General features: G+C 60.7%; 18 protein-coding genes. 14 read left to right on the top strand and 4 right to left on the bottom strand.

The annotated features are described in order from the left end of the window. Positions 1-62: 62 nt before the first annotated feature. Positions 63-818, bottom strand: a complete 756-nt coding sequence (locus KVY02_RS03360) for an alpha/beta fold hydrolase (protein ID WP_218314357.1) — start codon at positions 816-818, stop codon at positions 63-65. A 177-nt stretch (positions 819-995) separates the two neighbouring features. On the opposite strand from KVY02_RS03360, the gene ccoN reads away from it, so the two are divergent. The 11 genes from ccoN to fnr all read left to right on the top strand — a co-directional run bounded on the left by ccoN (position 996) and on the right by fnr (position 12098). Beyond that, complete coding sequence (ccoN, locus tag KVY02_RS03355; protein WP_218314356.1) at positions 996-2420, top strand: cytochrome-c oxidase, cbb3-type subunit I; 1425 nt, start codon at positions 996-998, stop codon at positions 2418-2420. Positions 2421-2439: 19 nt separating this feature from the next. After that, positions 2440-3048: a cytochrome-c oxidase, cbb3-type subunit II gene (ccoO, locus tag KVY02_RS03350; protein WP_016916188.1), complete on the top strand. Its 609-nt coding sequence runs from the start codon at positions 2440-2442 to the stop codon at positions 3046-3048. Positions 3049-3051: 3 nt separating this feature from the next. Then, positions 3052-3276, top strand: a complete 225-nt coding sequence (locus KVY02_RS03345; protein ID WP_039181513.1) for a CcoQ/FixQ family Cbb3-type cytochrome c oxidase assembly chaperone — start codon at positions 3052-3054, stop codon at positions 3274-3276. Then, entirely contained in the window at positions 3273-4202 is a 930-nt protein-coding gene (gene ccoP / locus KVY02_RS03340) for a cytochrome-c oxidase, cbb3-type subunit III (protein WP_081136284.1), read from the top strand. The genes KVY02_RS03345 and ccoP overlap by 4 nt, the downstream gene beginning before the upstream one ends. A gap of 223 nt (positions 4203-4425) precedes the next feature. After that, on the top strand, positions 4426-5862 hold the full coding sequence (gene ccoG, locus KVY02_RS03335) for a cytochrome c oxidase accessory protein CcoG (protein ID WP_081192634.1): 1437 nt from the start codon (positions 4426-4428) through the stop codon (positions 5860-5862). Positions 5863-5868: 6 nt separating this feature from the next. Next, positions 5869-6390: a FixH family protein gene (locus tag KVY02_RS03330; protein ID WP_081136287.1), complete on the top strand. Its 522-nt coding sequence runs from the start codon at positions 5869-5871 to the stop codon at positions 6388-6390. Then, positions 6387-8840, top strand: coding sequence for a heavy metal translocating P-type ATPase (locus tag KVY02_RS03325; RefSeq protein WP_218314354.1), 2454 nt, complete (start codon positions 6387-6389; stop codon positions 8838-8840). Before KVY02_RS03330 ends, KVY02_RS03325 begins: the two co-directional genes overlap by 4 nt. After that, positions 8837-9055: a cbb3-type cytochrome oxidase assembly protein CcoS gene (gene ccoS / locus KVY02_RS03320; protein ID WP_016916182.1), complete on the top strand. Its 219-nt coding sequence runs from the start codon at positions 8837-8839 to the stop codon at positions 9053-9055. The genes KVY02_RS03325 and ccoS overlap by 4 nt, the downstream gene beginning before the upstream one ends. Next, positions 9052-9750: a sulfite exporter TauE/SafE family protein gene (locus KVY02_RS03315; protein WP_081136290.1), complete on the top strand. Its 699-nt coding sequence runs from the start codon at positions 9052-9054 to the stop codon at positions 9748-9750. Before ccoS ends, KVY02_RS03315 begins: the two co-directional genes overlap by 4 nt. A 110-nt stretch (positions 9751-9860) precedes the next feature. Further along, entirely contained in the window at positions 9861-11285 is a 1425-nt protein-coding gene (gene hemN / locus KVY02_RS03310; RefSeq protein ID WP_218314352.1) for an oxygen-independent coproporphyrinogen III oxidase, read from the top strand. 60 nt (positions 11286-11345) lie between these two features. After that, positions 11346-12098: a fumarate/nitrate reduction transcriptional regulator Fnr gene (gene fnr, locus KVY02_RS03305; RefSeq protein ID WP_016916179.1), complete on the top strand. Its 753-nt coding sequence runs from the start codon at positions 11346-11348 to the stop codon at positions 12096-12098. On the opposite strand, the gene ttcA is transcribed toward fnr, so the two are convergent. The 3 genes from ttcA to KVY02_RS03290 form a co-directional block, all read right to left on the bottom strand. Further along, complete coding sequence (ttcA, locus tag KVY02_RS03300) at positions 12085-12996, bottom strand: tRNA 2-thiocytidine(32) synthetase TtcA (RefSeq protein ID WP_081136295.1); 912 nt, start codon at positions 12994-12996, stop codon at positions 12085-12087. The two genes, fnr and ttcA, sit on opposite strands and share 14 nt — an antisense overlap. Before the next feature lie 103 nt (positions 12997-13099). Beyond that, positions 13100-13714 (bottom strand): DNA polymerase III subunit epsilon, encoded by a 615-nt coding sequence (locus KVY02_RS03295; RefSeq protein ID WP_371317396.1) that lies wholly within the window; start codon positions 13712-13714, stop codon positions 13100-13102. A 26-nt stretch (positions 13715-13740) separates the two neighbouring features. After that, on the bottom strand, positions 13741-15576 hold the full coding sequence (locus KVY02_RS03290; protein WP_218314349.1) for a DUF294 nucleotidyltransferase-like domain-containing protein: 1836 nt from the start codon (positions 15574-15576) through the stop codon (positions 13741-13743). Positions 15577-16194: 618 nt separating this feature from the next. Between KVY02_RS03290 and KVY02_RS03285 the strand changes: the two genes are divergently transcribed. The 3 genes from KVY02_RS03285 (at position 16195) to KVY02_RS03275 (ending at position 18883) form a co-directional block, all read left to right on the top strand. Continuing rightward, on the top strand, positions 16195-16455 hold the full coding sequence (locus tag KVY02_RS03285; RefSeq protein WP_039181551.1) for a DUF4212 domain-containing protein: 261 nt from the start codon (positions 16195-16197) through the stop codon (positions 16453-16455). Between the two features lie 6 nt (positions 16456-16461). After that, entirely contained in the window at positions 16462-18258 is a 1797-nt protein-coding gene (locus tag KVY02_RS03280) for a sodium:solute symporter family protein (protein WP_218314346.1), read from the top strand. A 97-nt stretch (positions 18259-18355) separates the two neighbouring features. After that, positions 18356-18883, top strand: a complete 528-nt coding sequence (locus tag KVY02_RS03275) for a hypothetical protein (protein WP_218314344.1) — start codon at positions 18356-18358, stop codon at positions 18881-18883. Positions 18884-18896: the final 13 nt, after the last annotated feature.

The raw sequence follows: 18896 nt of genomic DNA, 5'->3' as shown, positions 1-18896 counted from the left end.
CGTGGCGCTGCATTCTACAGAAGCCTGTTCAAATGTCAACACAAGACGTTTAAATTTTGCATTTAAACCAGTGTGCTGCACGTATCACCGACTTCCACTCCCTGAGCGCGGACGAAGGATGCCGCAATCCGGGCCGCCTCGTCAATCAAAACCTTTTGTTCGAGGCCGGATAATTTGCGTGGTGTGAAATCATGGTCCCCCTCGGCCAGCCATTCGACCCGTACACTAGCGGGCAGAGAGTAGCTTTCCACCTCCGTACGGGTGCCAAAAGGATCTCGCTCCCCCTGAATGACCAGCATTGGACAGCTCAACGACGCAAAGTGCTCTGTACGCAGCATGTCCGGTTTTTTCGGCGGATGAAACGGGTACCCCACGGCAATCACGCCCGGGCACGGCTGCTCACTGGCAAACAACGACGCCAGGCGTCCGCCCATGGACTTGCCGCCCACCCACAAAGGAAGCGGATTCAGCGGCGCGATTAGAGAATACCAACGAGTGACACAGGCCACGCTTTTCAGCACGGGCGGTGGCGGGCGGCGCTTGCCCTGCTCGTTCATTTGCTGCATGTAGGGCAGATCGATGGCCCATACCTGCACCTCATTCTGCGACAGCGTCGCGGCAAATTGACGCATGAAGTCGGATAAGTGCCCGGCGCCAGCGCCGTGCATCAGCAGCACACGGCCCTGCATGGGCAGGCCATAAACGCTCACCGGCCCATAACCTTCCACGTTAAAGCGCTGAACAGCGGGGCTGGCAACCTTTTCCGATAATGCCTCTGGAGTCAGGCATTCGAACCCCAAACCAGCGTAGTGAGACAACGGCAACTCCTGTTAATTCAGCGTTACATCCATTGGCGTGTTCAGCTTATGCCTCGGCTGCGCTAGAATCTAGGCCGGATCTTGACCTGCATCATCAAGCGAGTGGCCGCACCCGGGCAAAATGCGCATGCACACTGCTACGGGTTACCCCCTAACCGCGTTCGATGGGAACATGAAATGAGCACAGCACTGGAACACCCGACCTACAATTACAAGGTAGTTCGGCAGTTCGCGATCATGACCGTTGTGTGGGGCATCGTAGGCATGACGATTGGCGTCATCCTCGCCGCACAGCTGGTTTGGCCGCAACTGAACCTCGGCTTACCTTGGACTAGCTTCGGGCGTCTTCGTCCGTTACACACTAACGCCGTCATCTTTGCCTTCGGTGGCTCGGCGCTGTTCGCGACGTCCTATTACGTCGTTCAGCGTACCTGTCAGACGCGACTGTTCTCTGACAAGCTCGCCGCGTTCACCTTCTGGGGCTGGCAGGCGGTGATTCTTTCCGCCGTGGTGACTCTGCCACTGGGTTACACCACCACGAAAGAGTACGCAGAGCTGGAATGGCCGATCAATATTCTGATTGCCGTTGTCTGGATCAGCTATGCCATCGTGTTCCTAATGACGATCAAGAAGCGCGCCACGTCTCACATCTATGTGGCCAACTGGTTCTTTGCTGCGTTCATCCTGACCGTTGCCGTGCTGCACATCGTCAATAACGCCGCCATTCCCGTCACCATGATGTACTCCACCTCGATCTATGCGGGCGCCGTGGACGCCATGGTGCAGTGGTGGTACGGCCACAACGCGGTGGGCTTCTTCCTGACGGCAGGCTTTTTGGGCATGATGTACTACTTCGTGCCGAAACAGGCCGAGCGTCCAATCTACTCCTACCGTCTGTCCATCGTTCACTTCTGGTCGCTGATCATGATCTACATGTGGGCAGGGCCACACCACCTTCACTATACGGCCCTGCCCAACTGGGCGCAGTCGCTGGGCATGATCATGTCGATCATCCTGCTGGCTCCCTCCTGGGGCGGCATGATCAACGGCATGATGACCCTATCGGGCGCCTGGCATAAGCTGCGCACCGACCCGACCCTGCGCTTTCTGGTCGTGGCCCTGTCGTTCTACGGCATGTCGACCTTCGAAGGCCCGATGATGGCCATCAAGACCGTCAACGCGCTGTCTCACTACACCGACTGGACCATCGGCCACGTGCACTCCGGGGCGCTGGGCTGGGTAGCGATGATCACCATTGGCTCCATGTACCACCTGATCCCGCGGGTCTTCGGTCGCACCGAAATGTACTCCACCAGCCTGATCGCCGTGCACTTCTGGCTGGCCACCATCGGTACCGTACTGTACATCGCCGCCATGTGGGTCAACGGCATCATGCAGGGCTTGATGTGGCGCGCCATCAACGCCGACGGCACGCTGATGTACACCTTCGTTGAGTCTGTCGAGGCCAGCGGGCCAGGCTACTTCGTTCGCCTGATAGGCGGCCTGTTCTGGATCGTCGGCATGCTGATCATGGCATTCAACGTGTACATGACCGTCAAGCGTCGTGAAGCCATCAGCTACTCGGCACCACAAGCCGCTTAAATCGGGGAAGTTCAGACCAATGAAACATGAGATTGTCGAAAAGAACGTTGGCCTACTCGCCGTCTTGATCCTGGTTGCGATCAGCTTTGGCGGCCTGGCCGAAGTCGTGCCACTGTTCTTTCAAAAGGATACGACGGAGCCCGTGGAAGGGCTGCGCCCGCTTAGCGCTCTGGAGCTGGAAGGTCGAGACATCTACCGCCGCGAAGGCTGCGTGGGCTGCCACTCACAGATGATTCGCCCGTTCCGCGCCGAAACCGAGCGCTACGGTCACTACAACGTGGCCGGTGAGCAGGTGTACGAGCACAACTTCTTGTGGGGGTCCAAGCGTACGGGGCCAGACCTGGCGCGCGTAGGCGGCCGCTACAGCGATGACTGGCACCGCGCCCATATGTACAACCCACGCGATGTCGTGCCCGAGTCCATCATGCCGGCTTACCCCTGGCTGTTCGAGCGCACCCTGGATGGCGAAGCAACGCCGCGCAAGATGCGCGTGCTGCGTCAGCTGGGCGTTCCCTACACCGATGAAGATATCGCCAACGCTACCGCCGAAGTACGCGGCCAGCAGGAAATCACTGCACTGGTGGCCTATCTACAACAGCTAGGAACCGTGCTCGAGGGCACTCGTTAAGTTATGGATACGGGAACTTTCCGCGGACTTATCACGTTCATTCTCATTGTCGCTTTCGTAGGCATCTTCTTCTGGGCCTACTCCAAGCGGCGTAAACCCGACTTCGATGAAGCGGCCAACCTGCCCTTTGCCGACGATGAAAACGATAAGCAACCGACCCGTGACAAGCATGCTTCGCCAGAGGGCGAAGCGGATTCCCGCCACGACAGGGGAGATAAGAATAGATGAATAACTTATGGGGTGACTCCCTATCCAGCTTCTGGAGCGCCTGGATCATCGTCATCACTCTGGGCACGATTGCGCTGAGCGTTTGGATCCTCATGACCAACCGCCGCACCGACAAGACCCCGGATGCTGATGGCAATGTAGAGACCACTGGCCACGCGGCTGACGGCATCGAAGAGTACGACAATCCCCTGCCCCAGTGGTGGTTCAAGCTCTTCATCCTGACCGTGGTCTTTGCGCTGGGCTATCTGGTGCTCTATCCAGGCCTGGGCAACTATGCGGGCGTGCTGGGCTGGACCCAGGAAGGTCAGTGGGAAGAGGAAGTGGCGCAGGCCAACGAGCGCTTCACACCGATCTTTGCTCAGTACCAGGAAGTGCCGATCCCCGAGCTGGCACAGGATGCCGAGGCCATGCAGGTAGCCGAGCGCATTTACCTGAACAACTGCGCGGTGTGTCACGGCTCCAACGCCCAGGGCGGCTACGGCTTCCCGAACCTGACCAACGACGACTGGCTGTATGGCGGCGAGCCCGAGAACATTCTCGCGACCCTGAACAATGGTCGTAACGGCCTGATGCCCTCCTGGCAGCAGCTTGGTGAAAACAACATCGAGAACCTGACCCAGTACGTGCTGTCGCTCTCCAACCTGGAGCACGACGAAGAGCGCGCCGCCAGCGGTGAAAGCACGTATCTGGCCGCCTGTGCTGCCTGTCACGCACCTAGCGGCACCGGCAACACGGCACTCGGCGCGCCCAACCTGACCAACGATATCTGGCTGTATCAGGCACCGGGTCAGAGCGTTGCCGACTCCATTCGCCAAACGCTGCGCAATGGTCGTAACGGCCACATGCCTGCTCAAGCGGCGTACATTGGTGAAGAGCGCGTCCACCTGGTGGCCGCGTACGTGTACAGCCTGCGCTTCCGCGACTGATCCCGTTATCAGGCGTTTGACGCCAGCGTGCACGAAGGGTGCGGTTTCATACCGCACCCTTTCTACATCCAGCAACCGCTCAGCCGTTCGGCGATCCGTTACACTATTGTTTATCGACACAGATTTATCGAAACAGGTTTAGCGACACGGCATAACGCTACAACGCCCGCAACCACCACTCGGCTGCCGCCCACGTCTGCCTCACTGAGCTGCGATCACCGCCATGGAAAAAATACCTAGCCACGATATTACGCCGCCCACCGTTGGGCACCACACGCCTGGCCAGAACGAGACCCAAGAGCTGTACGCCAAGCGGCGGCATATCTACGTGCGTGAAATCAAAGGTCTGTTTCAAAAGGTTCGGCGCAGCGCCAACTGGGCGCTGATGATGGCCTTTTTTCTACTTCCCTGGTTGAACTGGGGAGAGCGACCGGCCATATGGTTCGACCTGCCCGGGCGTGAGTTTCATATCTTTGCGGCCACTTTCTACCCGCAAGAGTTCGTGCTGCTCTCGTGGCTATTGATCATCTGTGCCTTTGGGCTGTTTTTCATCACGGTGTTTGCCGGTCGTGTCTGGTGCGGCTATACCTGCCCACAGAGCGTCTGGACCTTCCTGTACATCTGGCTGGAACACCGTATCGAAGGCAGCCGCCATCAGCGCATCAAGCTGGACCAACAGGCCATGGACGCCAGCAAGGCGTGGCGCAAGACCGCCAAGCACAGCGCCTGGCTGCTGATCGCTCTGGCCACCGGCGTGACCTTCGTGGGCTATTTCACGCCCATTCGTTCACTGGTGGTCGAACTGCCCACACTGGAGGCCCACGGCTGGTCCTACTTCTGGGTCGGCTTCTTCCTGGTGTTCACTTACCTGAATGCGGGCTGGTTGCGTGAGCAGGTGTGTATCTACATGTGTCCCTACGCCCGCTTTCAGTCGGTCATGTTCGACCGTGATACGCTGATCGTTTCTTACGACGCCACCCGGGGAGAACCGCGCGGCAGCCGCAAGAAAACCCTCACCCATTCCCAGGCTCAGGCGGCAGGATACGGTGACTGTATCGACTGCGAGCTGTGCGTGCAGGTGTGCCCCACGGGGATCGATATTCGCGACGGCCTTCAGTACGAATGCATCACCTGCGCCGCCTGTATCGATGCCTGCGACAGCGTCATGGATCGCATGGGCTACCCGCGCGGGCTGGTTCGCTATACCACGGAAAATGCGCTGGAAGGCAAGAAGAGCCATGTGCTGCGCCCCCGCCTGCTGGGCTATCTGGCCGCGCTGCTGGTCATGATCGCCACGTTTGCCTGGGCGGTGAACGACCGCATGCCGCTGGGCTTCGAGGCCGAGCGGGAGCGCACCCAGCTTTACCAGATCACGCGAGAAGGTCAGGTCAGCAACGTCTACAACCTGACGATTCGCAATCTGGACAATAGGGCCCACACCTATCAGCTGAGCGTGACCGGGCTCGAGACGCTCTCCCTGGACCGCACATCGATCGAAGTGCCTGCCGGTGAGACACGCACCCAGATCGTGACCGTCCTGGCCGACCCCGCTGAGCTGCGAGAGCCCAGCCAATCGATTACCTTTATCTTGCAGTCTCAGCAAGACAACACCATTCGCTCGGAGCGTGAGACACGTTTCCTGGGCGACGTTAGGAGATAAGCCCCCATGTCCGACACCCCGATTCAGCCCTGGTACAAGCAGTTCTGGCCATGGTTCCTGCTGGCACTGCTCTCCTCGTCCATCGTGGTCAGCACTACCTTTGCCGTACTGTCGGTCAAGACTGCCGACGGCATGGTGGTCCAGGAGGATTACTACGAACACGGCAAGGCCATCAACATGATTTTGGCCAAGCAGGAGCGTGCCAACGAGCTGGGGCTTTCCGCCGAGCTGCGCATCGATCCGCTCACCAGCGATATCGTGCTGGACCTGACCGGCGACGACCGCCCGGAGACCCTCTACCTGACGCTGATCTTCCCGACCCAGGATGACCGTGATCAGGAGTTCGTGCTGCAGCACGTGCGCGAAGGCCGCTACATCACCCAGGGCCCCGACAACCTGCGCTACCGCTGGTACATTCAGCTGCAGCCCCAGCAAACCGAAGCCGACTGGCGGCTGATCGGTGAGGCGCGCTTCCCCAATGAAGAGAGTGTCGCCCTTCTACCCGGAGGCCGCACGCAGAGCGAATGAGTAATGCATCTCTAGCCAGCTGTTACCACTGCGGCAGCGCGGTGCCTGATGGGGCACCATGGAAGATCATCATTGACGAAGCGCCCCAGCCGCTTTGCTGCCCCGGCTGCGAAGCGGTCGCCCACGCCATTGTGGAAGGCGGCCTGGAGAGCTACTACCGCTACCGCACCGAGCTACCGGAGCGCCCCGACGAGCGTCAGGCCAGCAAATCAGACACCTGGTCGGTGTTCGACGACCCCGCGCTGCAGGCCCAGTTCACCCACCCGGAAGGGGATGAAGGCCACCTGCGGGCAACCCTGGCCGTAGAGGGGATTACCTGCGCCGCCTGCGCCTGGCTCATCGAACACCGCCTGAACGCCCTGGAGGGCGTCAGCTCCAGCGCAGTCAACCTGTCGCACCACCGCCTGCGCGTATGCTGGGACCCGACACGTATCAAGCTCTCCCAGCTGTTTGCCGAGCTGGCCAGCATTGGCTACGACGCCCAACCCTACGAGCCCGATCAGGCCCAGGCACGCCTGCAACACGAAGAGCGCATGAACGTGCGCCGTCTGATCGTAGCCGCCGTGGGCATGATGCAGGTGATGATGTTCTCGATACCGATCTATGTGTCGGACCCAGGGGAGCTGAGCGCCGACTTCTATGCCCTGTTCCACTGGCTTTCGTTTGCGCTGGCAACGCCAGTGGTGCTGTTTTCGGCACAGCCCTTTTTCCGCAATGCCCTGCGCGACCTGAAAAGCGGCGTGCTGGGCATGGACGTGCCGGTCTCGTTGGCCATTGGCGGCGCTTACCTGGCCAGCAGCTACGCGGTACTGTTCGATGTCGGCGAGGTGTATTTCGACTCCGTGGCCATGTTCACCTTCTTTCTGCTGTTTGGCCGCTACGTGGAAGGCCGCGCGCGGCGCCGTAGCGGCCACAGCGGCAATGCGCTGAGCGGCGTACTGCCGGTCTCGGCCATTCGTCTGGAGGCGGATGGCAGTGAGCGTATTCTGCCTGCCAGCGAACTGGCGATTGGCGACCGCGTATTGATCAAGCCAGGCCACGGCGTCCCTGCCGATGGCGTGATCGAAGAGGGCGAATCCAGCCTCGACGAATCCATGCTGACCGGCGAGTACTTGCCGGTGACCCGGCGCATCGGCGATAGCGTGGTGGGCGGCAGCCAGAACATGGAAAACCCGCTGACCATGCGCGTCACCCACCCTGGCAATACGGCTCGGGTAGCAGGCATCGTCGACCTGACCGATCGCGCCTTTGCCAGCCGCCCCCGCCTGGCGCAAATGGCCGCCCGCATGGCCCACCTGTTCGTCCTTCGGCTACTGCTGGTGACGGCCTGTGTCACCATCACCTGGTGGATCATCGACCCGTCGAGAGTGCTCTGGATCATGATATCGGTACTGGTGGTCACCTGCCCCTGTGCACTGGCTCTGGCCACGCCCACGGCGCTGACCGCCGGCCACGGCCAGCTGCGCCAGCGGGGCGTGCTGATTACCCGCGCCGATGCCATCGAGTCGCTGTCCAACGTTACCCGCGTCATCTTCGACAAGACCGGCACGCTGACCCGCGGTGAAATGCAGCTCACCCAGACCCAACCGCTGGGGCATCACGATAGCGAGCATCTACGCGCCATTGCCGCCGCGCTGGAGGCCCACTCCGAGCATCCTATCGCCCGCGCCTTCCGCCCCTTCCGCGATGCCACGCTTCAGGCACGCCATGTCAAGAGCCATACCGGTAGCGGCCTGGAGGGCACCCTCGATGGAGCCGTCTGGCGGTTGGGCAAGCCCGACTTCGCCAGCCAGCAAAGCATCGCGGTGCCGGGCAGCGGGCAGTGGCTGCTGCTGAGCGAAGATCACCAGCCGCGCGCCTGGTTCAAGCTGCATGACGGCATTCGGGAAGACGCCGCGCAAACCGTGGCGGCCCTGCAAGCACGCGGTCTGGCGGTGGAGCTGCTCTCCGGGGATACCCGGGAAGCCGTGGAAAGCCTGGCCGATCAGCTCAATATCGAGACCTGGCACGCGGGCCAGTCCCCCGAGGACAAGCTGAACCGGCTGCGCGAGCTGCAGGCCCAGGGCGAACGGGTGGTAATGATTGGCGATGGCATCAACGATGTGCCCGTGCTGGCGGGGGCCGATGTCGCGATTGCCATGAACAGTGCCACCGACCTGGCGCGTACCCGCGCCGATGCGGTACTGATGAGCCCACGCCTGATGCGCATCCACGATGCCGTGGATATTGCCCAGGCCACCCGCCGCATCATGCGGCAAAACATGATCTGGTCGGTGTGCTACAACTTCTCGGCCTTGCCGCTGGCCGCCATGGGGCTCATTCCGCCCTGGCTGGCCGCCATCGGCATGTCGCTGAGCTCGCTGGTGGTGGTGGGCAACGCCTTGCGTCTATCGCGTTGGCGCAGTGCTCCAACCCCCAGCATCGCCCCCACCAAACCGGTGACTGCATGAGCATTCTGTACCTGTTGATTCCGCTATCGCTGATCCTGCTCGGCCTCGCGGTCTGGGCCTTCTTCTGGGCGGTGAAGCACGACCAGTTCGAAGACCTGGAAGGCCCTGCCCACCGCATCCTGTTCGATGACGACGAAAACGACCTGACGCCTGAACAGCGCGCCGAGCGAAAAAACAGGGCCAGGCCGCCTCGCGACCAAGAGCCCCCGCCATGAACCCGACCGGGCTGGACCTGCCGCCGCTGCTGGCGGCCTGGGTATTTGGCCTCATGGGCGGGGCGCACTGCATCGGCATGTGCGGTGGCATCATGAGCGCCCTCACCTTCGCCGTGCCGCCCAGCATGCGCCACCCTGCTCGCCTGGGCGGGCTGCTGATGAGCTACAACCTGGGGCGTATTCTCAGCTACATGGTGGCCGGAGCGCTAGTGGCTGCGCTGGGCACACTGGTCTCGCTCTCCCCGGCCGCCGGAGTGAGCCTGCAGGTGGTGGCGGCGGTCATGCTGATTCTGATGGCGCTGTACATCGCCAACTGGTGGAAAGGTCTGCTCCGGGTCGAGGCCGCCGGACGCTACCTGTGGCGCTATCTCGAACCCCTGGGCCGACGGTTGATGCCTGTCGTGCACCTGCCCCAGGCTTTTGCCCTGGGTGCAATCTGGGGCTGGCTACCCTGTGGGCTGGTGTACTCCATGCTGGCCTGGAGTCTGGCCACGGCCGACCCGCAGCAGGGCGCGTTGCTGATGGGTGCCTTCGGACTGGGCACCCTGCCAGCCCTGCTGGCCACCGGCCTGGCGGCTCGCCAGATGGGCCAGCTCATTCGCCACCCCGCCACGCGTACCGTGGCCGCCTTGACCATCATCGGCTTTGCCCTGTGGCAACTGTGGTCGCTGCTGCCGACGGCCCTCCACCCATAGCTTGATATAGCTCAACGCTTTGCCCGCTTCGATGCCTTAGCATGCAGGCATATGTCGGCCGGTGGCCCACCACCTGGCTACTTTGCCCTGTTACCACGGAGCGTCTCTTCATGCCCCTTGCCTCTGCTGCCACCGTACCTCCTCACCTCGCAGCGGCCGAGACCCCTGCCTGGGACGAGGCCCTGCTGCGCCGTTACGACACCAGCGGCCCACGCTATACGTCCTACCCTACGGCACTCTCCTTTGACGCAGACATCGGTGCCGACGACGTCACTGAAGCCCTGGCGCGCAGCAATGCCAGCCAACGGCCGCTCTCCCTGTACGTGCACGTGCCCTTTTGCCGCAAGATCTGCTTTTACTGCGCCTGCAACAAGATCGCCACCAAGAACACCCAGCTGGCCGAACCCTACCTATCGCGCCTCGATCGTGAAATGGTGCTGACCTCGCGCCATCTGGATACTCGGCGGCCCGTGCAGCAGCTGCACTGGGGCGGTGGCACCCCAACGTTCCTGACCCTGGCGCAAATGAGCGACCTGGTAGACAGGTTGGACGCGAGGTTTGGGCTCTCCAACGCTCCTGACCGCGATTACGCCATCGAGATCGACCCCCGTGAAGCAGATGTCTTTACCCTGCGCCACCTGCAGTCGCTGGGTTTCAATCGCCTCAGCCTGGGCGTCCAGGACCTGAACCCTAGGGTACAGGCGGCCATCAACCGCGTGCAGCCCAAGGTCATGACCGAAACCCTGATGGACGAAGCACATCGGCTGGGCTTTCGCTCCCTCAATCTGGATCTGATTTACGGGCTACCGTTTCAGACCGAGCAGAGCTTTGCCGACACGCTTGGCCAGGTCATCGACCTCAACCCGGCCCGCTTGTCGGTGTTCAATTACGCCCACATGCCCAGCCGCTTTGCCCCCCAGCGGCGCATCAGCGAGACAGACCTGCCCAGCGCCGACGAGAAGCTGGCGATCCTGCGCACCACCATCGAGATGCTCACTCAGGCAGGCTATGTGCATATCGGCATGGACCACTTTGCCCGCCCGGACGACAGCCTCGCCCAGGCCCAGCGCCAAGGCACTCTGCAGCGTAACTTCCAGGGCTACTCCAGCCACGCCCAGTGCGACCTGATTGGCTTGGGCGTTTCGGCCATTTCCCGTATCGATGATCTGTATGCCCAGAACCCCACCCAGCTGGCCGCGTATGAAGCGGCATTGGATGAAGGTCGGCTGGCAACCGTCAAAGGAGTACGTTTAAATAAGGACGACCTAATGCGGAGAGACGTCATCGAGCGCCTGATGTGCGATATGGAAATTGACCTGGCCAGCGTTGGCCAACGTTGGCACATCGACGCGCCTGCCTACTTCGCCAGCACGCTGGAGCGCCTGCAGCCCGCCGAGCGGGATGGCCTGCTGCAGCGCGAAGGGAACCGCCTGCGGGCGACGCCGACCGGGCGGCTGCTGATTCGCCACTTGGCCATGGCGTTCGATGCGCGCCTGCCGGGGCAACCCTCCCAGCGTTACTCGAAGATCGTATAAACGGCACCTTGAGACATCCACCCCCTGACCCTATGATGGCTAATGAAAAGGGAGAACAACATGCCATATCCTGCCAGCCAACGACGTTCACTGCTGCAAGAGGCGCGCTGCCAGACCTGCAGCCTCAGCTCGCTGTGCCTACCGCTCGCCCTGGAGCTGGAGGATATGAGCCAGTTCGACGCCATCATCCGCCGCCGCGCACCGCTCAAGAAGGGCGAACCGCTGTTTCGCCAGGGCGATGCGTTCACCAGCGTCTATGCGGTACGTTCCGGCAGCCTGAAACAGGTGACCAGCGAAGGCAACGGCAACGATCAGTTGACCAACTTCTATCTGCCCAGCGAGCTGGTGGGGTTGGATGGTATCGATGAAGAGCAGTATCCCGGCAGCGTGATCGCCCTGGAAACCACCACGGTGTGCGAGATTCCTTTCGACCGCCTGGACACACTATCGGAAGAGCTCCCGGAGCTGCGCGGCCAGCTTTACCGCAGCATGAGCAAAGAGCTGCGTGATGATCGGCGCATGATGCGCCTGCTATCGCGCAAGACCGCCGACCAGCGGCTGGCCAGCTTCCTGATTACCCTCTCTGATCGCTTCCGGCGACGCGGCTACTCGCCCTACAGCTTCCGGCTCTCCATGTCTCGCGCCGACATGGGGAACTACCTGGGGCTGGCCGTCGAAACCGTCAGCCGTATCCTGAGCCGCTTTCAGCAACAGAACGTGGTGGCCGTCTCGGGCCGAGAGGTCAATATTCTCGACCTGCAGCGGCTCATCACCCTGGCCGAAGAAGAGGAGCAGGCGATCAGCTCACGTTGAACGCCTGAATGCGCCCTTCCATCAGCGCCGCCTGTTTGGCTTCCAGCCCGACGAAGTCGAACAGCGCCCGGTCGGCCAACTGGGAAGGCGCTACATTGGTGACGGCCTTGAACATGCTCTCCAGCCGCCCCGGGTGCTTCTTGTCCCATTCGGCCAGCATGTCCTTGACGATCTGACGCTGCATATTGGGCTGCGACCCGCACAGGTTGCAGGGAATGATCGGAAACTCCATCAGCCGTGAGAATTCGGCAATGTCCGCCTCCTTGCAGTAGGCCAAGGGGCGGATCACGATGTTCTTGCCGTCGTCGGACAGCAGCTTGGGCGGCATGGCCTTCAGGGTTCCGCCAAAGAACATGTTGAGAAACAGCGTCTCGAGGATATCTTCCCGGTGGTGGCCCAGGGCAATCTTGTTGGCGCCGATCTCCTCGGCAAACCCGTAGAGCGACCCGCGACGCAGTCGCGAGCAGAGCGCGCAGGTGGTCTTGCCTTCCGGGGTTTTCTCCTTCACCACCGAATAGGTATCCCGCTCCAGAATGTGGTACTCCACACCCAGCTGATCCAGGTAACGGGGCAGCACGTGCTCGGGAAAGCCCGGCTGTTTCTGGTCGAGGTTGACCGCCACCAGGGAAAAGTTGACCGGCGCATTGCGCTGCAGATTGCGCAGGATTTCCAGCATGGTGTAGCTGTCCTTGCCACCCGACAGGCATACCATGACCCGATCACCCTCATCGATCATGTTGTAATCGATGATGGCGTTGCCCACTTCACGACGAAGACGCTTCTGCAACTTGTTGAATTCGCGCTTCTGTTTGGCATCCTGAAGTTCAGGCTGCTGTTCAGACGCCGCATTGGTGGCACGCGTCGCCGAGGAGGGGTCGAAAAAGTCAGGTGATAACATGGTCGTTGTACTGCCGATGGGTGAAGGAGCAGCGGCTATTCTACAAGACTCGCAGGCGCGACCCAATACAAACCCATCGTCGACCTCTGGCCAGCGCGTCGGCTCACACCGTGAAAAGGCGTTCACTCTGCAAGCGCTGATAGAGCAGCGCCGCCGCCGTGGCCTCGCTTTGTACCGAGGGCCAGGCCAGCGGCAGAGACCAGCATGACAGCGCTTCGTTGATGCTCGGGCCGACCTCTGCCTGGGGATGCAAGCGGCGTAGCTGACGAGCGTGCAGCCTGGCCAGATCGACCTGAGCATTGGGTAGCCCAAACCCCAGCGTGGCTTTGAACATCCGGCCAAGCGGCGCCAGCAGGGCATCCAACTGCCACCCCACCACGGGCCGGTTACCGATGAACCCCGCCAGCACTTCGATCCGAGTTCCCGAGTCAACTGACGAAGCAGGTGCATCGTCTCGCTCCTGACGATGAGGCATGTGTTCGCCTTTCATGGTCAGCGTGTCGCTCCAGGCATGGCTGGTCAACACCCGGCGCGGCGTCAATACGACAGCGGCCACGCGCAGCTCGCCCGGGCGAGCCTGGCTTTCACGACACGCCAACGCCACTGCTTCTTCGCCCATATAAGGCTGGAACAGCCAGCCATGCGGCGTGTCCGCGAACCGCCGTCGATCGCTTTCACGCTGCACCAGGGTTCTCAGTGAGCCGCTCAAGAGACCCACGTGCCTATCCAATAGCCGCATTCCACTCACGAATACTCCAGATGATAACGATGGGACAGCCGCTGCTTGAAGTCCTTGACGATGTGCAGCGCTTCGCGTAGTAGGTCACGCTCCAGCGATGAAAGCTCCTGGACCACGACTCGGTTGGTGCGTTTGCCGGTATCGGCATCGCGGGCGCCCGCGCTTTTCAGCTCCTGCAACTGCTGCTTCAGACGCAGCTCGGTAAACAGCGCCAGCGCCTCACCCAGGTCGTCGGCAAAGCGGCGGTCCAGACGGCCATCGGCGGCCAGCGCATCGAGCCGATCCAGCGTAGAGGTCGCCTTGATGCGCCGCTCCAGCGCCATGGTGCGCACCCCATGAACAATCGGAAAAATGCCGCCTTTCTTGATATCGATGCCGTGCTGGGGCTTTTTCAGCGAACCAAACAGCGTCAACGGCGTCGAGAAACGCAGCGCTGCGCGGGCGAAATAGGAGAGCAGCAGCTCATCATGGGAACAGCGCGCAAACAGCGCCTCACGCACACGGTCCAGCAGCGCGGGGTTGCCCGCGACGCCGTGGGCATCCAGCAAAATGGCCAGCTTCATCAGACTGTCGCCATCCCGGGCCGACACCCACCTGGCGATGTTCGACTCCCACGTCGACACCGTTCCCACCCACTCAGGGTTACACACCATGATGTTGCCAGGGCATGGCGGGTAGCCCAGCTGCACCAGCGTCTCTGACAGGGCGTTCATGCACTCGGCCACGTCCGGCCACTGGCAATCGTCAGCCAGGATCAACCCGTTGTCCTGATCGGTTTTGAGAATCTGCTCGCCACGGCCCTCGCTGCCCATGACCATCAGGCAGCTTTGCGGGTGATACTGCTCGGGTACGGTCAAGGCCCACGCCTTGCTCATGATGCGGCCATTCAACGCGGCCAGCAGGTCCATGGCAAAACGCAGCTTGACGCCCTGGGCCATGAGCGCCTTGACCAGCTCGGGCGTGCGCTGACTGGCCGATGCCAGGGCAGGCAAGCTATCGGCTTGCTCCACTTGCAAGCTGATCACATAGCTACGGCTGGAGAAGAACCCCAGTACGTCCGTCAGCTCTACGACCCCTTGCACCCTGCCCTCCTCCATCACCACGACGCGTGATACCTGATGGCGGGTCATGGTGATCAAGGCTTCGAACAGATATTGCCCGGGGGCAACAGTGACGAGCGCAAGGTTGGCCAGCGCAGCCACCGGGGTGTCCAATGAAGCGCTATCGAGGACCAGACCGTTGAGCAAATCCGTTTTGGTGACCATGCCTGGGCCGCGTTCGGTGGCCACCAGCAGGCTGTCGGCATGACTTTCATTCAACTGTCGGACGGCCTGTTGAATGGACGCCTGGGCATCCATCATCAACGGTTGACGCATGCACTCGCTGACGCGGGCCAGCATGAACCCCGCCATGGTGACTCCCCCATCGGCACGCTTCTCGGTCAACAGGCGCGCCTTGTGAGACAGCGACTGCTTGAAAAACTGCTCGAACGCCGGGTAGTGTCGGCACAGCTGGCTGAACAGCGCCTTGGGCATGACATAACACAGACATTCGTCTTCAGCCTGAAAACGGTAGCGGCTCTTGCCATTCAAAATGCTGATCGCGCCGAACAGGTCGCCCGCCGTATAGTGACCGATACGCGCGCTGGCGGCAGGCAGCGTCGGATCCAGCTCGGCCACTTCGCCCTTGTGGATCAAGAACACCGAGGCGCCAGGCTGGCCCATTTCCAGAATGACCTCATCACGTTCGAAATAGGCCAGGTCCATGCCCCGGCGCACGTGATCCCGACCCTCCTCGTCCAGCAGGGTGAAGGGCAGTTGAGACAGCTCTACTTCTACCATGTAGCAACCTCGATCAAGCGCCTTGTCTCGCGCCACGCAATGGCTTTTGTGATTATTATTAACCTGTCACTCTCTTTGACCTGCTTTACAACCTGCTACTTTCCGCTATAAAGCTAACGTCTTAACGACCTTTGTTTAGCGACTAAAGTCGCGCTTTTTATTTTCTCTTTAACGCTCTTTGGTCACTTTTACCAAGGTAGCAAACATTGGTTTAGCCAGAGCCATAGACCATTGTCCTATCGTCATACCCCAGCTTGCAAAAAAGGTCGCTTATTCTCTAAAAAACAGTAAGATATAAAAACAACACAGGTTCAAAAAAAGCCCTTACCAAGGCGTGATACCAAAGTCTGGGATTTATTTTTTGTATTTATTGCCCAGTATTATTAGTGAGTCATACAGGGTTAAAGCACACCACCCTAGCCATGTATCCAGAGCCGCTGACAACCACTCGAGAACACCTCAACGCTGACGGCTTAACAATAATAAGGTGACGTGCCTGGTAACGCCATTCAAGGAATCCACCACCGACAGGATCTCTTGTCTACGTTGCCCTGATGGATCACACGCTATCTTGAGTTCACTTTCCAACCCTAAAAATCACAACTGGAGAGCAACACAATGGCAGACGACAAGACCAATGCTGCTGAGTACTGGAAGGCCAACGTACGCCTGATCTTCGGGTGCATGATCGTTTGGGCCTTCGTCTCTTACGGATGCGCCATCCTCTTCCGCCCCCTGCTGGCCAGCATTTCCGTTGGCGGTACGGACCTGGGCTTCTGGTTCGCTCAGCAAGGCTCCATTCTTACCTTTATCGGCCTGATTTTCTTCTATGCCTGGAGAATGAATCAGCTCGACAAGAAATTTGGCCTGGGGGAGTAAGCAAGCATGAGCCAATTTGCCATTAACCTTCTGTTCGTAGGCGCATCGTTCGCGCTCTATATCGGCATTGCGATCTGGGCGCGGGCCGGGTCTACCAAGGACTTTTACGTGGCGGGGGGAGGTGTTCACCCCGTGACCAACGGTATGGCCACGGCCGCCGACTGGATGTCTGCCGCGTCGTTCATCTCCATGGCAGGCCTGATTGCCTCGGGTGGCTACGCCAACTCCACCTTCCTGATGGGTTGGACGGGCGGCTTCGTTATCCTGGCGATGCTGCTGGCACCTTACCTGCGCAAGTTCGGCAAGTTTACCGTGCCGGACTTCATCGGTGAGCGCTTCTACAGCCGCACCGCCCGCGTGGTAGCGGTGGTGTGTCTGATCATCGCGTCAGTGACCTACGTTATCGGCCAGATGACCGGCGCTGGTGTGGCGTTCTCTCGCTTCCTCGAAGTGCCCAGCACCTGGGGTATCTGGATCGCCGCAGCGATCGTTTTCCTGTACGCCGTGTTTGGCGGCATGAAAGGCATCACCTACACCCAGGTGGCTCAGTACATCGTACTGATCGTGGCCTACACCATTCCGGCGGTGTTCATCGCCATGCAGCTGACCGGCAACCCGATCCCGATGTTCGGCATGTTCAGCACCCACACCGAGTCGGGCGTTCCTTTGCTGCAAAAGCTGGATGACGTCGTCAACGCGCTGGGCTTCCGCGACTACACCGCAGATGTGGACAACAAGCTGAACATGGTGCTGTTCACCCTGTCGCTGATGATCGGTACGGCGGGTCTTCCCCACGTCATCATTCGCTTCTTCACGGTGCCCAAGGTGGCTGACGCGCGCTGGTCAGCTGGCTGGGCATTGGTATTCATCGCCCTGCTCTACCTCACCGCGCCTGCGGTGGCCTCCATGGCACGTCTGAACCTGATGACCACCGTCTATCCCGAGATGACCGGACAGGTAGAGGATTACGAAATGGCAGCGGCCGAGCCTCTGCTGTATGAAGACCGTCCCACCTGGTTCAGAACCTGGGAAGATACCGGCCTCATCACCTTCAATGACTTGAACAACGATGGCCGTATCCAGTTCTACAACGACAGCAACACGGAGTTTGCAGCCACCGCCGAAGCACGCGGCTGGGAAGGTAACGAGCTGAACGTCAACAATGACATTCTGGTATTGGCCAACCCGGAGATTGCCAACCTGCCCGGCTGGGTCATCGGTTTGATCGCGGCAGGGGGTATCGCCGCAGCTCTTTCCACGGCCGCAGGCTTGCTGCTGGCGATCTCCTCGGCCATCAGTCATGACTTGATCAAGAACACCATCAACCCCAACATTTCCGAGAAAAACGAGATGCTGGCGGCACGGATCTCGATGGGGGGCGCCATTCTGCTGGCCACCTATCTGGGCTTGAACCCTCCCGGGTTTGCGGCACAGACGGTCGCTTTGGCCTTCGGTATCGCAGGGGCCTCACTGTTCCCCGTGCTGATGATGGGCATCTTCTCCACCCGCATGAACAGCGCTGGCGCAATCTGCGGCATGCTGGCGGGCCTGGTGGCGACCCTGCTGTACATCTTCACCTACCTGGGCTGGTTCTTCATCCCCGGTACCAACATGCTGCCGAACACGCCTGACAACTGGTTCGTCGGTATTTCCCCGCTCTCCTTCGGTGCCGTCGGCGCACTGATCAACTTTGCGGTCGCCTTCGCTGTCTCCAGCGTCACGGCAGCGCCGCCCAAGGAGATTCAGGAGCTTGTCGAAAGCGTGCGTTACCCGAAAGGGGCTGGTGTCGCTGTCGATCACTAAGCCATAATCGTTCCTGGCTAGCCAACGGGCTAGCCCTGGAACCCATCACGCATCGGGCTTCCCATGGGAAGCCCGAGCTGTTTTAGGAAGCATCGTTATGATCTGGCACTTGATTGCCGCTGTCTTCGCCGCCCTGGCGGCGGCGGGTATTGCCCTGATACTGCGCCACCTGTCAGGACGCCGTCTGCCCAAATGGATCGTGCCGGTCTTTGCCGGACTCGGCATGCTGAGCTACCAGATTCACGTGGAGTACTCCTGGTTCGATCACAAGCAGCAGCAGTTGCCCGTCTCGGCGGTGGTCGTGGACAGCAGTACCGGCACCGAAGTATGGCGCCCCTGGACCTTCGTGTTTCCCATGACCACGCGCTTCAGCGTGCTCGACCGCGATAGCCTGCAGAGCACCCAGCACGAAGGTGCCCTGCTTGCCGAGTTCATGCTCTACCACTTCGAGCGCCACCATACGGACCTGGTGATTCCCCAGGCCTACCTATTGAACTGCAGCAGCCGTGAGCTGGTGCCGGTGGATATCGACACCCGTTCGCCGGACATCACCGGCATCCGCACGTTGCGCACCTCCTCCACGCTGCTCGAACAAGCCTGCGCCGAGCCTGCTCATTCATCTTGAGCACTGGCGCTGC

Origin of the sequence: Halomonas sp. 18071143 (genome assembly GCF_019211725.1) — a bacterium.
Classification (GTDB): domain Bacteria; phylum Pseudomonadota; class Gammaproteobacteria; order Pseudomonadales; family Halomonadaceae; genus Vreelandella; species Vreelandella stevensii.
Note: the sequence above shows the minus strand (reverse complement) of the source record. Positions and strands in the feature narration are given on the sequence as shown.